Consider the following 19,398-nt stretch of genomic DNA (forward strand, 5'->3'; position numbering starts at 1 on the left):
CTACTCCTCTTTTCCTAATAACTTCTTAATCTCCTCAAGCTCTTCTTTTTTTAGGTTTTCACTTTCAACTAAAGCTGCTATTAAATCTTTTACAGAGCCATTAAATAGCTTATTCAATACCCTTGCTGTTTCTATCTTTGCATACTCTTCTTTGCTAATGGATGGACTGTAGTGGTAAAGTTTATCCTTTTTCTCTTGCTTTATCGCTTTCTTTTTTACAAGCCTGTCAATCAAGGTGTAGATAGTTGATTTTTCCCATTTGATGTGTTTTTCTTTTAACCTTTGCACTATCTCTGGCGCGCTGAGCGCCTTTCCTTCTTCCCATAAAACTTTCATAACCTCTAACTCAGCTTCTGATGGCATTAATAAATCCTTGTTCATTTGCTTCACTCTCCTTTTACAATTGTGATTACACATATATTTTACAATAGTAAAAACCAATTTGTAAAGAGGTTTTTGAAAGATTTTGGCTTTCTAAATTGCTATAAAAAATGCAACACTTTTTAGATAAAGCTGGAAATTACAATCTGATTAGAATAACACCTGTGTATCTTGATTGTATTTCATATTAGTAAATGATTAAAAGTCAAGTATAATATACATGGATTAAAAATATTTTTACAATTTATGGGTTAACTTTTAAAACTCTCTTACCGTTTATAGGATTATAATAATACTGCAAAAAATTAATAGTATCTATGATGCGAAGAAGACCATTAACAAAATCAACTTTACAATTCTTAGAAGGCAAACAAATATTAGAAAAAACTGTTCCAAATGCATCAACTATGGTGATAGTATCTTCTGAAGAGTAAATGGCTGCAAGACCTCCACTACCTCTACTACTTATCCAATTAAAAATCTTAGAATTTTTACGCTGAATCACCACTTTTTTTAAATTCGTAACGATAAATCTTTCATTGTTATTTCCCCATACCTGATAAAATCCATTACCCAAATCAACTATATTTTTACCCATTGCTACGGTGTTTCCATTTGCATCAAGAAGCTTTTTGCTCTTCCAATCAGTAGTATCTGTTACAATAAACCAGCCATCTTCTGTTAATGTTGATTGTGGAACTTTAAAATAAGCATCCGTCTTGGCATTATATCCTATGTCCTGTCCATCCGTAGATGATAGCAATCCACTTTCACCAATAAAATATCGCACATTATATTTCTTTTCATCTATCTTGAATAACCTTAATACTTTTCCTGTTTTATTTATCAAATAATAATTCTCTTTCTTTTTTACAACAGCTTTCCCTCCATGAAATGCATATGCTCTATCATAGTAAAAATTTATCATCTTCTTGCCATCAAAAGAATAATAACCATAAAGATTTGTTTTGTCATCTTTTACTGGCAACATATAATCACCTTGAGGATAAATAAGGACATTACTTACCGCATCATTATCGGAGGACAGTTTTTTCTTTTGTGGCAATAAATAAATTCCATCGTCTACAATAGCCAACTTTCCATATAATCCTGCAATACGTTGAAATTTAAAATAGATTTTACCTGACTTATCAAAAACCATATACGAATCCTTAAGATAAAGGGGACTCTGAGCAGTAGCATACCCTTGCATATTAAACCCTGAGGGTTCATAAAATTTTGGCTGTATCCTCCAATTCCCTTTTGAATCTATATAACCCCAGACAACATCAGAATTTGCTACATTATTTACAAAAGGATATGGATAGAAAGTTTCTTCTGAAATGGGATTGCCTCTTTCACCAGTAGCAGCACTGTATAATCTTAGTATTGTTATAATTGCTTCTTCACGGGTCAGTTTTCTGTTTGGCTCAATACATCCGTTGCTATCAATATTAAAAACACCTATTCGATAAAGGTAATTTACTGTCTCTCTTGCCCATGGGAAAATGTAAGTACCATCTGAGAAGTCTTGAGGAAAAATTTCATCCTCATTAGGCCATTTCATTTGCAGTTTAAAATATTGTTTTATTTGTGGCATTCTTTTGCAAATAGTAACAACAGAAAAAAGCATTTTAGCAGATTCTTGTCTTGTAACAGTAGCATTTGGATAGAACATTCCTTTTTCTTTAGCATCTACTATTCCGAGAGTTGCTAATACTCTTACTTCATGGTCATCGGTATCAGAAAAAGTTAATTGAGAATTTGACTTTGATATTTGGTTAAGGTCAAGGCCAAAAGAACGTAATAGGCTTCCTATCAGGTGACAAAATTCGAGCCGAGTTATGGGTTTTTGGTAGTTTCCTCTTAACTCTTCCGGGACAAGTTCTAAGGATATTGCTCTGGCAATTTCGTTTTGTGTTACATTATAATTAGAATTTGTAGCTTCAGTACAAAAGACTAAAAAAACAAAAATAGCTAATATTACGGTAGTTTTTATGGTATTAATTTTCTTCATTATTGCCTATTCCCTTCTTTATTTAAAATTTTTGAAAAGTCATTTTGTTTTGAACATTATTTCAACATCACCATATGAGCCACCAGGCAATACAAACCAAAAAGAATTTCCTCCTATTAACTCAAAAGAAAACGGGTTTGATTTTGAAGCAGTAACTGTCTGCCATATTCCATTAATTTTCATAGTGTATTTTTGTATTATATCTGCTTGCTGAGGTGTAACTGTAACATATTTTGCATCGGCTACAGGATAATAAAAAGTATATACAATTCCGTAGTTTCCAAGATTACCGTTCTTCGAAAATGGTAATGTATATATTGGACTTTCAAATTCATCTATATTATATCTATCCACTACTTGATTGTTTTCAATTTTACCCAATGCAAAACGCACGGTATTATTCCCAATAGGTAATTCGACGTGACGTCTAATATGTTGGTAAAGACCTGTCTGGGACAAACTGTTATTATAAGGTTGACCAGTAGCTGGATCTATTTTTTAAACATCTTCCGCAGAAATTAAATTTGTCCAACCCGCATATTTTTCCCAATTAGTCTGATCCTTAACACAATAAACTTTTAATAAATAAATTTTCGCCTGAGTTTACCTTAAAGCGGATTCGCCCATTTACAAGTGTAGTACTAGACACAAGAGCAGATAATAGATCTGTAAACCCCTGAGTGGGATTACTTGTCGTTCGAGGTGGAATAGTTAGTTGAATGTTGAAATTGCTTTGCATGAAAGCAGTAGTCATTATAGAACCACAACCACTACCTGTCCGTATGTCTTTCTTAAGAATTGTAATTGATCCGGGTGTCGTTACACTTTCATTTTTAACTCCAACACCAATATGAACTGCCTGTCCGCTATAATTCCATTCATAAAATTCACATTCATATATTTTTCCTGCTACTAATGTAATAATTGTAAATGCACGCCCATATGCTGCAGTATCAAGCAGGTTAGCACCAATATTTTCCATACCATTAACGTAAATAAATCCCTCTATTGAAGTGCCATCATATTCTTTAGATTTTGTAAATGTAAGCATCTCACAAACCCCATTTCTTTTAGTTTCTATATGATTTTCAGATTAAATTAAACAATAAATTATTTGAAACTATTATCTTCTGTTTAATCAGGAACTATTGAAAATAAGAATGTATGACATAACTTTTCGCCTCCATTTATCTAATATCATACAAATTATTACTTAATTCCAAAATCTCTATCTATTTGCTTTTTTATTTGCTCGTAATCAGGTTCTGGTAACTTTTGGTCAGTAGAAAATTCATAGAACATTAAGGCCCATTTATCATAGATATGCTTTGTTATTTTCCATTTTCCATCCTGCTTTTCTAATTCAAAAATATTATCACCATAAGAAATAAATGATGGATATGCTTCTTTCAGTTTTATCTCTAAGTCAATAACTACCTTGGCTTTGTTGCCATCAAGTTCTATGCCCTTGTAATGAAGTTCATATGGAAAATGTCTCTTCTCAACATAACAATATTTTTTTTCGTCTGTATATTTTCTTCTGAATACTAACATTTTTAATGCAACAACTTTATTATGATTCTGTATCTTTGACATATCCAAGTACGGTGTTATATCTATATATTCCATTTGAAGATAAGCTTTGTACTGTGTTTCATAAAATCCTTCTATAGTTGATTTGATTGCATCTATTTCATCGCTATCAAAACTCAAAATATCTTTTGCCCAAATTTGAACAAATGCACTTAAGAATATTGTTGTTGATACTAACACCACAACAAACACCTTTGCACCTTTGCTCATTTTCCTTGACTCAAAACTCATAATTAGCCTAAATCTCTCAGCAATGCTCTCTTTCTTATTCTTCACACCAAATCCTACACCTGCTGCACTGCTCATACTCAACAAAATAGCGTTGTAAAGTACCTCTGCATACCTTCTTTTACCATTTTTCTTAAGCTTTCTTATTACTTCTTCGTCACATGAATATTCACATTCTCTATTTAGCTTTAAAATGGCAAAATATACTAAGGGATTAAACCAATGAAGTGCATTTATTAATTTGCTTAGCCATTTAACAAGTACATCTTTTCTCTTGAAGTGTACAAGTTCATGTCTTATGATTAATCTTAAATCTTCTCTTACTTTGTCCTTTGTAGGTATTACTAGGATCGGAGTAATTATTCCGATTAGCATAGGTGTTTGTATAATATCACTTTCTAATATCTTTATCTTTTTTGGAATTTTTCTTAGATTGCAATACCTTTCAATCATTCTCCTGCAATATTCATTTGAACATTTTCGTGAACTTCTTATAAGTATCACTTTAAACCAAATATACCTTATCAAAAACCATGCAAAAAATACTATGGCACCTACAAGCCAGACATAACCAATAAATTCTACAAATTTTTCAGGGTTAAAATAACTAATATTTTTATAAGGCAGGGCAATTAAAGCCCCACCTTGTGCTGTATTTTCTGTTAGTTGTAAGTTCAATGCATTGTTGTTATTTAATTTTGAGGTCATATGACTGCTGTTGCCTAATATAATACTCTGATTTAGTACTCTACTATCTTTCTTACAAAATTTAATCAATACATTCCATGGAATGGTAAAACAAAAAAGCCCTATCATCCAAATATAATACCTTGCCCTTGCGCTCAAATGCTCTTTAAAGATTTTGCTCAAAATAGCAAATATCAAAACAGCTATGCTACCACCTACTGTCATTACTAAAATCCATTTGAATATAACTTCTATATTCATCTCATCTCTACTCCTCTTTTCCTAATAACTTCTTAATCTCCTCAAGCTCTTCTTTTTTTAAGTTTCCACTTTCAACTAATGCTGCTATTAAATCTTTTACAGAGCCATTAAATAGCTTATTCAATACCCTTGCTGTTTCTATCTTTGCATACTCTTCTTTGCTAATGGATGGACTGTAGTGGTAAAGTTTATCCTTTTTCTCTTGCTTTATCGCTTTCTTTTTTACAAGCCTGTCAATCAAGGTGTAGATAGTTGATTTTTCCCATTTGATGTGTTTTTCTTTTAACCTTTGCACTATCTCTGGCGCGCTGAGCGCCTTTCCTTCTTCCCATAAAACTTTCATAACCTCTAACTCAGCTTCTGATGGCTTTAATAAATCTTTGTTCATTTGCTTCACTCTCCTTTTACAATTGTGATTACACATATATTTTACAATAGTAAAAACCAATTTGTAAAGAGGTTTTTGAAAAGTTTTTTGGAGATTTTTATACAAAAAGATTCAAGCCTAAACATGTCTTTCTATTCATCTATGCCGAAAATTAGTTATTAGAACTTATAGTATAATATTTTACCAAAAAATTGAGAGAATGTATTTATTTTTTTGTCTGATCTTACAATTGTAGCGTTTCTACATGCGTGGTATAATAATGATAAAATAAATAAACCACTCAAGAGGTGAGTCGAAAATGTTTGAAAATTAATGGGTAAAATTGTAATAGGGATTATATTTTCAATCTCAGCCGTTTGCAAAAATAAAAGTTAGAGGATGATTATTCAATTTTTCGGCAGTTTAAAATACTTGATAACGCTCATATTGAGCGTTTCTGCAAAAGGCTAAAAAAACAATAATTATTTTTGGAGGGTTATGCATGAAAAAAATGTTTTGTTTAGTAATTTACCTTTGGATATGTATACTTTCGAATGCATTTATTTTTGCAGCTTCGCAAACACAAGAAGATATCCAAAGCCTCTCTCAGTCAACAGTAGATATCGATGAGAAAAATCAACCCTTCGGAGTTAATCCTCCAAGCTCTTCAAATCAAACTGTGAACTTAGACCGAGAAAGTTATAATGGTACTGTAGTATGGGCATCAGGGATATTATATAGTGACAAGTGGGTTAAAACAAGTGGCAATACTATTAAAATTGATGCTTGCTTTGGAATGTATTTAAATAAGTCAGATGCTATCAATAGGACAAATCCTTTAAGCAATGCTTACGCATCTATTCCAGTATACTTAGTGGATAGTTCAGGGAAGAAAACATCCCCTCAATATATTATTACTAATAAAGGTTGGCAAACTATTTCTTTTACTGTAACTCCAAATAAAGATTATTATATTGAGTTTAATTTTAATACTGGTTATTATGAGTCATGAGACTTTATAGTATACAAGCCTTGATTTATTATAAAAGTTATGAAAATATAGAAGACTTAAATTTCAATCTTTTATACTGAAGGAGTACAGGTAATGCTTCAAAAGTATAAGCAAAGAGCTGTAAAGATTATTTTCGCTGGATATATATTTGTAGTTATGATAATTACACAATTTCCAATCAAATTGCCATTTAAAATAGACATTACTAAAGTACAGTATAACTTAGTTCCATTTCATTTTTTAATAAAGAGAATTGAAGCATTAAGAGAAGCATCAAGAGCAGGGTATAATATAAAAGAATACTTACTACCTACTTTTGAAATAATATTTAAAACTTTTGGGTATAATATTATTTTATTTTTACCATTCGGCTTTTTGCTACCAATAATAAGGAAAGATTGCCCATTAAAAAAAGTAACATATTATTGTTATTGTCAATACCTTTTCCCCACTTTTGATAATATTTTTTCCCCACCTGTTTTAAAAAAAATTTAATTATCATTATTTAACTAATTTGACTCATTCTTGGAATCATCTGTTAAAGCTTTGATAGCACCCTCCCTTTGCTTCATCCTATAACTTTCACCTTTGATAACCACAAAATGACAGTGATGTACAAATCTATCTAAAATCGCTGTCGCTAAAACTGGATCATAAAATATCCTCGGCCACTCTTCAAATACTTTGTTTGTGGTTATTATTATCGATCCTCTCTCATATCTCTTTGATATTATCTCATAAAAATCATCTACACTGCTTTGATTAAATTTCCTTAAGCCCAGCTCATCTATTATTAACAAATCCACATTAACATAGTTTTTTAGCTTTTGTTGATACGAATTATCCGCTCTTGAAATATACAACTCTTCTAACATCTCATTTGCTGTGGTAAACAAAACTCTATATCCAAGTGCTACAGCTTTAAGTCCTATCGCTATTGCAAGATGTGTCTTCCCTGTCCCTGGCGGTCCTATGAAGGCCACATTCTCTTTCTTGCGGACAAATTCACAGGTCGCCAAATTGTATATAAACCTCTTATTTATTGAAGGCTGATAATTAAAATTATATTCTTCTAATGTCTTGTGCCATGGAAACCTCGCTTTGCTTATCCTCTTTTGATTACTGTTTATTCTCCTGTTACTCACTTCATCATTTATCAATATCTCAAAAAACTCTTGATACGAAAAATTATTCTTAATAGCTTCTTCTACTCTTAAATCAAAACTTTTTATTATCCCGGATAATTTCAAATCCTTTAGCTTCCCCAACAAAAGATCATTCATATTTGCAATTCCCCTATCTCAAGCAATTTGTTATATTCCCTGATATCCCTGTAAAGCTCTGTTCTTTCCTCATTAACATAGCTCTCGTCTTCATACTCAGGTAAATCGCTTATCCCTTTTTCACATATGTTCTTGACAACTTTGTAGCTTAGCCCTCCAAATTTTAAAGCCCTCTTACACGCATTGTCTACTGTCTCAGCTCCATATCTTTCTTTTAGTGCTATTATCCCACTTATGCTCCTGTAATCATATTTTTTAAATCCTTCCCGTTTAATAAATTCCTCAAAAAACTCCAACGCCCAATTACCAATCTCTGCCATTTTATCCCTCTGTCTTGACATTATATCCTCAATTGTTATATTCTTAGACGAGGGATAGTGTTCTTTGTTGGTTACGTATTTGCCCTTCTCATTGTTTTTGACAATCTGATGAAGGGCTATTTCTTTACCTTCAAAGAACACCCTCAAAAAACTGCCTATCTCAACTACTTCTACTTCACGTCCTGCATACTCATATGGCACTGAATAGTAGTTCCCTTTGTATATGAGATGACAGTTAGTAGCTACTTTGTGAATTGAACTTCTTGATATGTAATATTCCTCAATAGGAAGAGCTATTAACTTTTCCTTCTCTTCTGAGATGAAAACTTCTTTGGGAACTTTCTTGGTTGTGCCATGTACTCTCACATTTGCTACATTATCAAGCCAGTTTTTTAAATGTTCCCTCGCCTCATCAATATCTTTAAATTCTTCTCCAGAAAAACAGTTTTGCTTAACATACTTAATTGCTGATTCTACTTTGCCTTTATCAGTCGGTGTATACACCCTGCATGGCTGAGGTAAAAATCCATAGTGGCTCGCAAAACTTGCATAATCTTTTTGTATTTGCGCCTCATAAAAATCAACGCTCAATACACCTGCTTTTAAGTTGTCTATCTTCACAACTTCTACTACTCCTCCAAAATACTTGAATGCGTTCTTATGACACTGGATAAATGTTTCAACTGTTTGGTCGAATACTATCTCTGCATACATATATCTTGAATAGCTTAAAACCATTGTAAATACCCATGCTTTTTTGAATTTTCCATCAACTTTTATCTTACCTATATATCCAAAATCAACTTGTGCTTCTTCTGCAGGCAGTGTTGTTAAAACCATGTACACCTTTGAATTTGCTATCTTTTGTTTTAACTTTTGGACATATCTTCTTACATTAGAATAGCTTCCTTCAAAATCAAATTCCGCTTGCAAGTCTTGATGTATCTTCTTTGCTGAGTGTCCTTTATTAACCTTTGCCTCAATAAACTCCCTGTAATTATCTAATACAGAACCTTTTGATTTCCTCTCGACTTCTCCCTTCTGTTCAATGTCATGGATTACTTTTCTAACAGTTTTTCTATCCACGTCTAACAATCTTGCTATTTGACTTTTGTTGTATCCCCGTTTGAAAAGTGTGTAGATTGTTGTATGCATTGCAACCCCCAACATTTTCTTGTTATCTTCTCCTTCTGTAGTTTTTCCATACTTTCCATTCTACACTACAGAAGGCTTCTTTTTAAGTGGCAGGTGGGGAATTTTTAGTGTCATTTCTGATGATTTTATTTTATCATTAACAATATTATAGTTTTTCATTTTCTTTATGCATAGAAGTATTGCAGTTAATTAGTATGATAATGACAAACAATTCTGGCAGATGTTTTGACATAGACGATATTATAGCGAATACAATAGGCGGAATTGTAGGATTTTACTTTTGTATTATTAGTAAAAGATTATTGATGCTTATATTCAAAGGAGTTGATTTGTAATGCAAATTAGAAAAATTAATAATTGTAAAATTCTGAAAACCACAGTATTAATTTTACTTCTGGTGTTATTTCCTATTCTGTACAACTTGAATATCGTTGCTGCTGAAAATACATCTGAGAACAACAAAAGTGATATAATAATTTTAAAAACGGAAGTTATTCCATCTCAAAATGGGGAGAAGATAAGAAAAAATTATTTTTCAAATGGTGGCTATGAAGAAATTTGTATCGACAAAAATGGTAAAACCAAAAAATGGGTATCATATGATAAAAGCGGCAATTTACTGATTGAAATAATTTATGATGATTATGGTGGTGAAGTTATTCATTTACCTGATTGGTCGATTGAATTACTGAAAGAAAAGGAACTCTATATTGAACGTTCACAAAATGAACCTCTTTTGGATGAACCTGATGATGTCAAAATGGACGAACATGGCTTCAGGTTAAGCAATTTTTTAACTAAATAAATAATAAGAGGGATAATAATGAAGAATAAACTAATAGTAAGCTTAATTGTATTAGTATGTTTTTTTATCACAAACATCAACATTCATGTTGATTGCACGAACAGAAATAATAATTTAATTCTTTCTTCCACATGGTTAAAATCTTCTTTTGGAGTAAACCAAAATGCAATATTTGCTTGGGATATACAAGAACTATTACAAGGTAGAAGACCTACTTTGTATCTTGTTTGGAAAGGTGGAAGAGGACCCAATCCTGAAGCAGCTATTTCACCCGATGGTAAATATATAGCAATTTCAACGTGGAACAAAGAAAGAGATTCACAGAATATTTTAATTGTTGATCTCAAAACAAAAAAAGAATATTGGCTTACAAAAGATTTTAGTGAGCAATTTTTTATACATTGGCTGAATAATGAACTTTTATTAATTTATAATGTTCCCCATAAACCTAATGGTAAGCTTAGTATCCAAATATGGAATATCAAAACTAAAAAATTAACAAAAGAAATTGATACTAATAGTCTTATTGTTGTTCCTAAGAATTCACAAATTAACATGATTCAATTTGCACCATCTGAAATTAATAATCGACTTATTTTTATCACCTGGATTCAAGAGAGTAAATTCAAAGAATATAATAAAAACAATGAAAAAGTCCTTTATCTCCCTACCTATCCATACAAAATTGTATGGTTTGATAAAAATAATTTAAAAGTAGTAGATACAACTTCTTATCCTGCTATTAATAATTTACCATATCCGCCAAGACAACATTTTGATATAGCACCAAATGGAATATTTGCATTTATAACAGATATACAATCCATAAAAGAAGCATCATATCCTGAAAAAAATTTAATAAGAGTTATGAAATTAAATAGAAATAAAAGTTCATTTGAAACATTATTTAAGTTACCTCCTACAAATAGTGTGGTACAATACGATTCAGTTAAATTTTTTGGCAATAACTATCTTATTTTCAGCGAAAAAGAAGTTAAAAATAATAAAGTAAAATATAACGTTGTGGTATACAGTATTAAAGAGGTTGTTGAATAAAAGAAATAACCATATAGAGTAAACATAGTAACAAAAGAAAAAAGCCCCCTTGTGTTATAATTTTAATTTAAGAGAAAACCACAACAAAACACAAGGGGGAAAAAGATGACTAAGAATATTAAAGCACAAAATAAGAAATTTTTAAAGCTGCTTTTTGTAATAAAAAAGGTTACTGAAGTTTTATCGAGGAAGATAAAGCAAAATAGAAGGGGACGACCGAGGAAATTTAATCTGTTTCAGATAATAGCTTGTTTGGTTTATAAAGTTAAAAAGGGGATAAAGAGTTTCAGAGAATTAGAATATCGAATAAATCAAGACACAGAGTTTAAGCAAGTAGTAGGTATAGAAGAAAGTCCGGACTATTCATATTTTGCAAAGTTGTCAAGAAAAATAGAAAAAGAATACATGCAAGATATAAAAGACATATTAATAGCTAAGATAGAACCTGATATGAGTATAGCGATAGTAGACTCTACGCCGCTGAGAAGTGCCAAAAATGATTCAGAAGCAAAAATAGGTATACATATTACAATAGGATTTTTCAGGGGATACAAATTACATCTTTTGTGTACAGGTAAAGAAGAAGTAATACCACTTTTCTGGATTTTAACAGGGGCAAATGAACATGACTCAAGACAAGAAGAGCTTTTGTATAGGGCATGGGGCTTTGGCTGTGAGATTGTATTAGCAGATGCGGGATACGATTGTAGCAGATGGTTTAATATAGCAAATGAGCTTAAAGTTAAATTTGTTGCTGGGATAAACAAAAGAAACATGAAAAATAAAAACAATGTTAGCAATAGTTTTAGAAGCAAGAACATAAGATTTTTAGAAACTGAAGAGGGTAAAAAGCTATACAAGCAGAGAACAAAGATTGAAAGACTATTTAGCAAATTAAAAGGTGAATATAATCTTGAGAATGTGAGGCTCAAGGGATTTAGAAATTATAAAAGGTATATTGATTGGATACTAATTACTTTTCTATTTGAGCAACTTCTTAGAAAGTTAGAAGGTAAGAAGTTTTCTTTCGCTTATGAATGGAATCAATAACTTTTGTTTATTTTATGTATTGTTGGTAATATTTTTTATTCAACAACCTATATTAAAGACAAAAAAATGTATAAATTTGAGCCTACATGGAATGATAAAAATATAGCACTTGTTAGTCACAAAGTGGTACCAGAAGAAATTTCTTTAAGTTTGCTTATCAAGTAATAAGTTACAGGGGCTGTCTAAAAAGTTACATAGACACCCCCTTATACAATTGTGATTAGGTTTATATATTACAATAGTAAAAACCAACTTGAAAAGAGGTTTTTGAAAAGTTTTTTAAAACTTTTGACGCAGAGTCATAAGAGAAATATGATTCATATTTGACAATCTATAACGATGCAGAAATTAGAATTAACACATAAAAAAGCTCCCTTTTCTTGGCATTTATTTTTATAATTCGTGAGCTATATAGCCAAGACAAGGGAGCTTCTTCTTGACTTTGTCAGACTGAGGCATTTTAAGATAAAACAATTTTTTCGAACTTATCAAGTGCCTCATATAAAATATCTTCATTAATTTCGTAACCTAAAACATAATCACATACATCCTTCAATAAAACAATTCTTATAGAAGAACTTATATTTTTCTTGTCATACTTCATAATTGAGATAATTTGGCTCTTCTCAAATCTTTGAGGAAGTTTTATACTATTCTTCTCCAAAATTCTTATTAAAAAATCTAAGTTTGATAAATCAAAATTAAATAGAATGTTTGAAAGTATCATTTCAGCAACCATTCCCAAAATAACGAATATACCATGAGAAAAATAGTAATTGTAATACGTCTCTAATGCATGACCTACTGTGTGGCCAAAATTCAGAACTTCTCTCAAAAGTGATTCTTTTTCATCCTTTTCAACAACTTTAACTTTACAGTTAATAGATTTCTTTATCAACTGCATAGCAAGTATTTTATCTTGAAAAATCTCAAAAACATCATTTTCAAATCTATCTTTCATATCCAATATACTTTTGTCTAAGGTAAAACCATATTTTATTATTTCACCAATTCCAGATAAAACTTCGCTTTTTGGAAGTGTTCCTAAAAACTGAGGGCAAATTATTATCATCTCAGGTTGATAAAATGTTCCAATTTGATTTTTATATAACTTGTAGTTGATTCCTGTTTTACCACCAATACTACTATCAACCATTGAAAGAAGAGTTGTTGGAATGTGAATGAGCCTCACACCACGTTTATATGTAGATGCTATAAACCCTACTACATCACCAACAACTCCACCACCAATTGCAACAAACAATGCTCTTCTGTCCACATTTCTATCTAAAAGATAATCAATTGCCTTTAGGTAAGATTCTATTGACTTTGACTCCTCACCTTCATCAAAAAGGTAGAGGTAAGAGTAGGAAAGACTATCAATAAAATCTTTGTAGAGCCTGTAGACCATCTTGTCGGTAAATATGACAAGATCTGAGCAGTTAAAAGATGCAAGATATTCTCCGACTTTTTCTATTCTCTCAATAAAGACAATTGGAATGTTTTTTTCTTCCCTTTTTAAACTTAAGTAAATCCTATTTTCCATCCTACCCATCCTTTTTCACAGATTTTGTTAAATAAAAGACAAGCCGGTATTCCATACACCGGCTCATCTTTCTTTACGTTATTTACCTTTTACAACCTCATAGCACCTTGGACATACATTTAAACTTTCTTCATTCTTTCCAACCATTGTATCGAATTTCCAACATCGTTCACACTTTGAACCATCAGCCTTATAAACTTCTACTTTTATCTGGTCGCTATCGCCTTCTTCAACCTTAAGCTGAGAAACAATTAGCACTTCCTGAATAATGTCTTTGTTTTCTTCTATAAATCTTTTTATATCACCTTTTGCAAAAATCTTTACTTTGCTGTCTAAGGAACTTCCAATAAGCTTTTCATTTCTTGCAATCTCAAGCTGTTTTGCAACAATGTCTTTTATTTCAATTATTCTATTCCATTTTTCTCTCAAAGCTTCATCTTTTAATATACCTTCGTCAACCTTTGGCCAGCTTGTCAAAAACACTGATTCAGCGTCTTCTTCTTTGAAAACAATATTCTGCCAAATCTCCTCTGCTGTGAAAGACAAAATTGGTGCGATAAGTTTTGTGAGTGCAATTAATATTTCGTACATGACTGTCTGTGCAGATCTTCTGTCAAGGCTTTCACTTTTTGATGCATAAAGTCTATCTTTGTTTATGTCAAGATACAAATTACTCATGTCAATTACACAGAAGTTATGAACAAGATGATATACCTGATTATAATCATACTCTTCGTAAGCTTTTGTGACCTTTTCAATCAACTTATACAGCCTTTGTAATGCCCACTTGTCAATTTCTTTAAGGTTTTCATATCCTACCTTATCTGTTTTCGGATCGAAGTCATAAAGATTGCCAAGCAAGAATCTTGCTGTATTTCTTATTTTTCTATAAATTTCTGTTAGCTGTTTTATAATATCCTTTGAAATTCTCATATCGGTTGTGTAGTCAGCTGAAACGCACCAAAGCCTTAAAATGTCTGCTCCGAACTCATTAATGATATCAAACGGTGATATCACATTGCCTTCTGACTTTGACATTTTCTTCCCTTCGCCGTCAACAACAAATCCATGTGTCAGAACAATTCTATACGGTGCTCTTCGTTTTGTTGCAACAGCTGTCAAAAGCGATGACTGGAACCATCCTCTGTACTGATCGTTTCCTTCTAAGTACATATCACATGGCCACTCTAAATCTTCTCTGCTTTCTAAAACATAAGCATGAGAAGAACCTGAGTCAAACCACACATCCATGATGTCGGTTTCTTTTTCGAACTCGCTACAGCCACAAATAGGACACTTTGCACCTTCTGGCAAAAGTTCTTTTACATCCTTAGAAAACCAAGCATCAGAACCTTCTTTTTCAAATATTTTTGCTATATGTTCAATTGTCTCATCTGTTATTAGCTCTTTCCTGCAATTTTTGCAATAGAAGATTGGAATTGGCACACCCCAGATTCTCTGTCTTGAGATACACCAGTCTTGCCTGTCTGCAATCATATTGTAAATTCTATCTCTTCCCCACTCAGGCACCCACTTGACATCATCTACAGCCTTCAGTGCCTCTTCTCTAAACCCTTTCACTGAAGCAAACCACTGCTCAGTTGCTCTGAATATAACAGGATTTTTACATCTCCAGCAGTGAGGATACTGGTGAGTTATCTTTTCAACACCTAAAAGATGACCTGAACTTTCTAACTCCTTTGCAATTTCTTTGTTTGAGTCTTCATAAAAAAGCCCTGCAAACTTGCCAGCTTCCTGGGTTAGATATCCTTTATTGTCAACTGGAACAATTACAGGAATATTATATCTTTGACAGACATCAAAGTCCTCTTCACCATGACCAGGTGCTGTGTGAACACAGCCAGTTCCTGCTTCCAAAGTAACATGCTCACCTAAAATTACTAAAGAGGTTCTATCCAAAAAAGGATGTTTGCATTTTACGTATTCTAAATCCTTGCCTTTAAACCTTGCAATCTCATGATATTGGTCAATTTTATTTGTCTTCATTACTCTTTCTACAAGCTCAGATGCCACAATTAAGATTTCATTCCCAACGTCAACCAAGCTGTAATCAAAATCGGCGTTTAGTGCAATTGCTAAATTGCCTGGAAGGGTCCATGTTGTGGTTGTCCAAATTACAATGTAAACCTTTTTGCCAGATAAATTCAAGTTAGCAAACAATCCCTTATCATCTATTACCTCAAATTTTACATAGATTGAATATGTCTTGTCTTCTTGATACTCTATCTCTGCCTCGGCCAAAGCAGTCTCACATGACGGACACCAATAGACAGGTTTTAGTCCTTTATAGATATACCCTTTTTTAGCCATCTCGCCAAAAACACGAATCTGCCTTGCCTCAAACTTGGGGTCTAATGTCATGTAAGGATTTTCCCACTCGCCAAACACACCTAAGCGTTTGAACTGATTTCTTTGAATGTCAATGTAACTTAATGCAAATTCCTTACATTTCTTCCTAAATTCAACAACATCGACTTCGTGTCTATTAACCCCAAGCTTTTTTATAACCTGCTGCTCAATTGGAAGCCCGTGAGTGTCCCAACCGGGTATATAAGGTGTATAGTATCCTTGTAGTGCCTTGTATTTATTCACAATGTCTTTTAACACCTTGTTGAGAGCATGTCCCAAATGAATATCCCCGTTTGCATAAGGTGGCCCGTCATGAAGTATAAATTTCTTTCCACCTTTATTTTTCCTTAGTATTTTTTTGAATATCTCTTTTTCTTCCCAAAACTTCAAAAACTCAGGTTCACGTTGTGCAAGATTTGCCCTCATCGGAAACTCGGTCTTTGGTAAGTTCAATGTTTGGCTCCAATCCATTTTATGTTTCATCCCCCTGCAAAATTTTATTAGTCATTTTGTAGTTCTTTGTCTACCATTTCAAGTGCACTGAGCTCTGTTTGAAGTAAATTCCTAAACTTATTCAAAAAAAGCTGATATCTTTTTTTAAGTTCGCCATATTCATATGTGATTTGCAAAACCTTGCTGTTTGCCTCTTCAATAATCTTCGATGCTTTCATTTCAGCTTCTTTTATTATGCTTTCTGCCTTCTGATAGGCAACTTTCTTTATCTCCTCTGCAGTTGACTGGGCAACAATTAAGGTATTTTGCAAAGTCTCTTCGATTGTCTTGTAGTTTTGGATATTTTCGTTCAGTAGAGCAATCTTGTCTTTCAGCTCAAGATTTTCTTTGTACAGAGCTTCATAATCTTTTAATACCTGCTCTAAAAACTCTTCCACCTCTTCAACACTATAACCACCTATATACACCCTTTTAAAGGTCTTAGACTCAATGTCTTGAGGAGTTAACATAAAAGTTTTACCTCCACAATACAGAATTATGAAAATCTCAAAAGCTCAATACTAATTCTTCCCTTTTTGGTGGTTGTCAATACCTTCTCTACTTTTAATCTGCCATGATGCCTGACAGAAATCAAATCGCCTTCTTTGACCTCATACGAAGGCTTATCAATATACACCCAGTTCACAGCAACTTTAAACTGCCTCACAAGATCACTTGCATCTTCCCTTGAAATCCCAAAACCGTGGCTTACAATGGCATCTACTCTCATGGAAGGGACACTGCATACAATTCTTTTGCCACTATTTTGTATAAATTGTGAGATATCTATATCATCTTTGTTGACAACCTCTGTTTTTATTCTATCTCTTCCTATTCTGTCTATATGTGTTGTTATAAAAAGGCTCACTTCTTCTTTTACAAATACTAAAGCTTTATTTTCTTTTACCAATATGTCTCCAATCTTGTCACGCTTGAGTCCTTGACCTATAAACGTTCCCAAAATCTGTCTGTGAGAAAGTATTGTATCTGATTTAATCAAGATTATATCAATTGGAAAATGAGAAAAGTCCGTCTCTTCTAACCTACTGTCAAAAGAAAGTGCTAACACCTTTCTTTCACTATCTTCGTATCCTCCCCATATTTGATAAAAAAGATACGGATTTTCACCTTTTAAAATTATATCAATAGCATACTTTTGTGCATATGGAGATAGAAAATCCGAATATTCAATACCACCGTAACTTCTTTCTATCAAATTTTTGACTTTTAAGATTTCATATTTGTTTTCCTCAGGAATGTAATACATTCTCCTTTTGTCGCTCCACTTCAAGAAGTTAAATTCTAAATCAATATTGCATAAAATAACCACAAAAGTCTTCTTACAATCTCCAATAAAATAATTGCAATCAAGGGCGAAAAGTCAATAAACCCTATTCTGATGTACTTTTGAGATATTGATCTTATGGGGTCAAGTATAGGATTTACAATCATGCCAAGTACTCTTCTGTATTTGTTGTATGGGTCAACGATAACCCACGACAAAAGTGCATCTATCACAATACAAAACTCCACAAAAGCAATTGCCTTGTCAGCAAGTCCAAATATAAATCTTATCATCTACATCCTCCAAGCTATCAAGTAATATATTCCTATTTTAGCCAAGCAAATACTCCTTTTGTTCTAAACTCTTCTTTTAACTGCTCGTCTACCTCTAAATCAATGCTTCTTGGAACAACAACAAATATCTTTTTGCTGACCTTGTGAATCTTTGCGTCAAGAACATAAACAGCCCCGCTTACAAAGTCTATTATTCTTTGTATATGGTCCTCTGCAACCTGCTCCAAGTTGAATACCACTATCTTGTTCTCTCTTAGCGCATCACAAATCTTCACAACTTCATCAAAAAGCTTAAGATTATAAACTGTAACCTCTGTCTGATTTGCTTTTCCTATTGTTACAACCTTCGGTGTTTCATGCTTTGGCTTTACGTTTTCTTCTTTTGATTTTGTACTCTCTTGTGGCTTGTCCTCCTCTTCAATCTCAATACCAATTAGATTTAAAAACTTTCTCTGAAGATTATCAAACATAACCAAAACCTCCTTAAGTTTTTGGTCTTTCACCAAATAGTTTTGTTCCTATCCTAACCAAAGTGGCACCTTCTTCAATTGCCACTTCAAAGTCATTGCTCATGCCCATTGACAACACTTCAATTTTAACATTATTATAATTTAATTTTTTATAATTTTCAAAGATTTCTTTCATCTTTCTAAAATACTGTCTCAACTTTTTCTCATCGTCTTCAATCGGAGGAATTGTCATAAAGCCTTTTAAATTAACATACTTGCACTCGTAAATATTCTCAATTAACTCCTCAACATTATCTGGTAAAACTCCACCTTTTGATTCCTCACCACCCACATTTACCTCTATCAAAACATCTATTTTCTTAGCTGCTTTTGAACATCTCTTTTCTAACTCCTGAATCTGTTCTACTTTTTCTATAGAATGAATTAACAAGACCTTATCATAAATATACTTAATCTTGTTTGTCTGAAGTCTTCCAATAAAATGCCACTCCAAATGAGGAAGTTCATTGTACTTTGGCAAAAATTCCTGCACGCGATTTTCCCCAAAAATCTTTATGCCAAACTCGTTTGCAAGTCTAATAGTATTAATATCGACACCTTTTGTTGCACCAAGTAGTTTTACTTCACTTGATTTTCTTCCACTTCGCAAACAAGCTTTTTCAATCCTCTCTTGAATCTCTTCAATGTTTTTCTTTAATTTTTCAGCGTCTATCATGAGTTCTCACCC

20 protein-coding genes and 1 pseudogene are annotated in these 19,398 nt (G+C 32.5%); 6 read left to right on the forward strand and 15 right to left on the reverse strand.

Translation table 11 applies throughout. The annotated features are described in order from the left end of the window. The 6 genes from ELD05_RS06665 to ELD05_RS06685 form a co-directional block, all read right to left on the reverse strand. Complete coding sequence (locus tag ELD05_RS06665) at positions 1-381, reverse strand: BlaI/MecI/CopY family transcriptional regulator (RefSeq protein ID WP_127351819.1); 381 nt, start codon at positions 379-381, stop codon at positions 1-3. 244 nt (positions 382-625) lie between these two features. Beyond that, positions 626-2,398 (reverse strand): S-layer homology domain-containing protein, encoded by a 1,773-nt coding sequence (locus ELD05_RS06670; protein WP_127351820.1) that lies wholly within the window; start codon positions 2,396-2,398, stop codon positions 626-628. 39 nt (positions 2,399-2,437) lie between these two features. Beyond that, a complete protein-coding gene (locus ELD05_RS14410) occupies positions 2,438-2,791 on the reverse strand; it encodes a hypothetical protein (RefSeq protein WP_241243649.1) in 354 nt (117 codons plus the stop codon). 169 nt (positions 2,792-2,960) lie between these two features. Continuing rightward, positions 2,961-3,449 (reverse strand): hypothetical protein, encoded by a 489-nt coding sequence (locus ELD05_RS14415; protein ID WP_241243650.1) that lies wholly within the window; start codon positions 3,447-3,449, stop codon positions 2,961-2,963. A 158-nt stretch (positions 3,450-3,607) separates the two neighbouring features. Beyond that, on the reverse strand, positions 3,608-5,167 hold the full coding sequence (locus ELD05_RS06680) for a M56 family metallopeptidase (protein ID WP_127351821.1): 1,560 nt from the start codon (positions 5,165-5,167) through the stop codon (positions 3,608-3,610). A 7-nt stretch (positions 5,168-5,174) separates the two neighbouring features. After that, a complete protein-coding gene (locus ELD05_RS06685) occupies positions 5,175-5,555 on the reverse strand; it encodes a BlaI/MecI/CopY family transcriptional regulator (RefSeq protein ID WP_127351822.1) in 381 nt (126 codons plus the stop codon). A gap of 481 nt (positions 5,556-6,036) precedes the next feature. On the opposite strand from ELD05_RS06685, the gene ELD05_RS06690 reads away from it, so the two are divergent. Together ELD05_RS06690 and ELD05_RS06695 are read left to right on the forward strand one after the other, a co-directional pair. Then, positions 6,037-6,546 carry a hypothetical protein gene (locus ELD05_RS06690; RefSeq protein WP_127351823.1) on the forward strand — a complete coding sequence of 170 codons (510 nt, stop codon included), beginning with the start codon at positions 6,037-6,039 and terminating at the stop codon, positions 6,544-6,546. Positions 6,547-6,639: 93 nt separating this feature from the next. Continuing rightward, positions 6,640-7,041: a VanZ family protein gene (locus ELD05_RS06695; protein WP_241243651.1), complete on the forward strand. Its 402-nt coding sequence runs from the start codon at positions 6,640-6,642 to the stop codon at positions 7,039-7,041. Positions 7,042-7,055: 14 nt separating this feature from the next. On the opposite strand, the gene istB is transcribed toward ELD05_RS06695, so the two are convergent. Then, the gene (gene istB / locus ELD05_RS06700) at positions 7,056-7,829 is read right to left on the reverse strand and encodes an IS21-like element ISCsa9 family helper ATPase IstB (RefSeq protein WP_127351519.1); all 774 of its coding nucleotides are present in this window, start codon (positions 7,827-7,829) and stop codon (positions 7,056-7,058) included. Beyond that, complete coding sequence (istA, locus tag ELD05_RS06705; protein ID WP_127352923.1) at positions 7,826-9,304, reverse strand: IS21 family transposase; 1,479 nt, start codon at positions 9,302-9,304, stop codon at positions 7,826-7,828. The genes istB and istA overlap by 4 nt, the downstream gene beginning before the upstream one ends. Positions 9,305-9,462: 158 nt before the next feature. Between istA and ELD05_RS06710 the strand changes: the two are divergent. From ELD05_RS06710 to ELD05_RS06725, 4 genes and pseudogenes are all read left to right on the forward strand, one after another. Beyond that, positions 9,463-9,639, forward strand: a pseudogene (locus tag ELD05_RS06710) (VanZ family protein); the annotation flags it as partial. Then, a complete protein-coding gene (locus ELD05_RS06715; RefSeq protein WP_127351824.1) occupies positions 9,639-10,109 on the forward strand; it encodes a hypothetical protein in 471 nt (156 codons plus the stop codon). The pseudogene ELD05_RS06710 and the gene ELD05_RS06715, both read left to right, overlap by 1 nt. An 18-nt stretch (positions 10,110-10,127) precedes the next feature. Next, positions 10,128-11,165 carry a TolB-like translocation protein gene (locus ELD05_RS06720; RefSeq protein WP_127351825.1) on the forward strand — a complete coding sequence of 346 codons (1,038 nt, stop codon included), beginning with the start codon at positions 10,128-10,130 and terminating at the stop codon, positions 11,163-11,165. A 105-nt stretch (positions 11,166-11,270) separates the two neighbouring features. Next, complete coding sequence (locus ELD05_RS06725) at positions 11,271-12,215, forward strand: transposase (protein WP_127350942.1); 945 nt, start codon at positions 11,271-11,273, stop codon at positions 12,213-12,215. 460 nt (positions 12,216-12,675) lie between these two features. Here ELD05_RS06725 and aroB read toward each other — a convergent pair whose 3' ends face one another. The 7 genes from aroB to ELD05_RS06760 all read right to left on the reverse strand — a co-directional run bounded on the left by aroB (position 12,676) and on the right by ELD05_RS06760 (position 19,386). After that, positions 12,676-13,761 carry a 3-dehydroquinate synthase gene (gene aroB / locus ELD05_RS06730; RefSeq protein WP_127351826.1) on the reverse strand — a complete coding sequence of 362 codons (1,086 nt, stop codon included), beginning with the start codon at positions 13,759-13,761 and terminating at the stop codon, positions 12,676-12,678. A 78-nt stretch (positions 13,762-13,839) separates the two neighbouring features. Next, positions 13,840-16,602 (reverse strand): isoleucine--tRNA ligase, encoded by a 2,763-nt coding sequence (gene ileS, locus ELD05_RS06735; RefSeq protein ID WP_127351827.1) that lies wholly within the window; start codon positions 16,600-16,602, stop codon positions 13,840-13,842. A 29-nt stretch (positions 16,603-16,631) separates the two neighbouring features. Next, positions 16,632-17,093 carry a DivIVA domain-containing protein gene (locus ELD05_RS06740; RefSeq protein WP_011917432.1) on the reverse strand — a complete coding sequence of 154 codons (462 nt, stop codon included), beginning with the start codon at positions 17,091-17,093 and terminating at the stop codon, positions 16,632-16,634. A gap of 26 nt (positions 17,094-17,119) precedes the next feature. Beyond that, entirely contained in the window at positions 17,120-17,890 is a 771-nt protein-coding gene (locus ELD05_RS06745) for a YlmH family RNA-binding protein (RefSeq protein ID WP_011917431.1), read from the reverse strand. A 35-nt stretch (positions 17,891-17,925) separates the two neighbouring features. Then, positions 17,926-18,201 carry a YggT family protein gene (locus ELD05_RS06750; RefSeq protein ID WP_127351828.1) on the reverse strand — a complete coding sequence of 92 codons (276 nt, stop codon included), beginning with the start codon at positions 18,199-18,201 and terminating at the stop codon, positions 17,926-17,928. Between the two features lie 32 nt (positions 18,202-18,233). Then, the gene (locus tag ELD05_RS06755; RefSeq protein WP_127351829.1) at positions 18,234-18,671 is read right to left on the reverse strand and encodes a cell division protein SepF; all 438 of its coding nucleotides are present in this window, start codon (positions 18,669-18,671) and stop codon (positions 18,234-18,236) included. 13 nt (positions 18,672-18,684) lie between these two features. Next, the gene (locus ELD05_RS06760) at positions 18,685-19,386 is read right to left on the reverse strand and encodes a YggS family pyridoxal phosphate-dependent enzyme (protein WP_127351830.1); all 702 of its coding nucleotides are present in this window, start codon (positions 19,384-19,386) and stop codon (positions 18,685-18,687) included. Positions 19,387-19,398 lie beyond the last annotated feature (12 nt).

It is taken from the genome of Caldicellulosiruptor changbaiensis, from assembly GCF_003999255.1.
Taxonomy (GTDB): domain Bacteria; phylum Bacillota; class Thermoanaerobacteria; order Caldicellulosiruptorales; family Caldicellulosiruptoraceae; genus Caldicellulosiruptor; species Caldicellulosiruptor changbaiensis.

Excerpts from the sequence above, each read along its gene's own strand:
- istB (WP_127351519.1), bottom strand. The coding sequence starts at position 7,829 with ATGAATGATCTTTTGTTGGGGAAGCTAAAGGATTTGAAATTATCCGGG.
- ELD05_RS06720 (WP_127351825.1), top strand. The coding sequence starts at position 10,128 with ATGAAGAATAAACTAATAGTAAGCTTAATTGTATTAGTATGTTTTTTT.
- ELD05_RS06680 (WP_127351821.1), bottom strand. The coding sequence starts at position 5,167 with ATGAATATAGAAGTTATATTCAAATGGATTTTAGTAATGACAGTAGGT.
- ELD05_RS06740 (WP_011917432.1), bottom strand. The coding sequence starts at position 17,093 with ATGTTAACTCCTCAAGACATTGAGTCTAAGACCTTTAAAAGGGTGTAT.
- ELD05_RS06665 (WP_127351819.1), bottom strand. The coding sequence starts at position 381 with ATGAACAAGGATTTATTAATGCCATCAGAAGCTGAGTTAGAGGTTATG.
- ELD05_RS06670 (WP_127351820.1), bottom strand. The coding sequence starts at position 2,398 with ATGAAGAAAATTAATACCATAAAAACTACCGTAATATTAGCTATTTTT.
- ELD05_RS06745 (WP_011917431.1), bottom strand. The coding sequence starts at position 17,890 with ATGTATTACATTCCTGAGGAAAACAAATATGAAATCTTAAAAGTCAAA.
- aroB (WP_127351826.1), bottom strand. The coding sequence starts at position 13,761 with ATGGAAAATAGGATTTACTTAAGTTTAAAAAGGGAAGAAAAAAACATT.
- ELD05_RS06690 (WP_127351823.1), top strand. The coding sequence starts at position 6,037 with ATGAAAAAAATGTTTTGTTTAGTAATTTACCTTTGGATATGTATACTT.
- ELD05_RS06715 (WP_127351824.1), top strand. The coding sequence starts at position 9,639 with ATGCAAATTAGAAAAATTAATAATTGTAAAATTCTGAAAACCACAGTA.
- ELD05_RS06755 (WP_127351829.1), bottom strand. The coding sequence starts at position 18,671 with ATGTTTGATAATCTTCAGAGAAAGTTTTTAAATCTAATTGGTATTGAG.
- istA (WP_127352923.1), bottom strand. The coding sequence starts at position 9,304 with ATGCATACAACAATCTACACACTTTTCAAACGGGGATACAACAAAAGT.
- ELD05_RS06695 (WP_241243651.1), top strand. The coding sequence starts at position 6,640 with ATGCTTCAAAAGTATAAGCAAAGAGCTGTAAAGATTATTTTCGCTGGA.
- ELD05_RS06750 (WP_127351828.1), bottom strand. The coding sequence starts at position 18,201 with ATGATAAGATTTATATTTGGACTTGCTGACAAGGCAATTGCTTTTGTG.
- ileS (WP_127351827.1), bottom strand. The coding sequence starts at position 16,602 with ATGGATTGGAGCCAAACATTGAACTTACCAAAGACCGAGTTTCCGATG.
- ELD05_RS06760 (WP_127351830.1), bottom strand. The coding sequence starts at position 19,386 with ATGATAGACGCTGAAAAATTAAAGAAAAACATTGAAGAGATTCAAGAG.
- ELD05_RS06685 (WP_127351822.1), bottom strand. The coding sequence starts at position 5,555 with ATGAACAAAGATTTATTAAAGCCATCAGAAGCTGAGTTAGAGGTTATG.
- ELD05_RS14415 (WP_241243650.1), bottom strand. The coding sequence starts at position 3,449 with ATGCTTACATTTACAAAATCTAAAGAATATGATGGCACTTCAATAGAG.
- ELD05_RS06725 (WP_127350942.1), top strand. The coding sequence starts at position 11,271 with ATGACTAAGAATATTAAAGCACAAAATAAGAAATTTTTAAAGCTGCTT.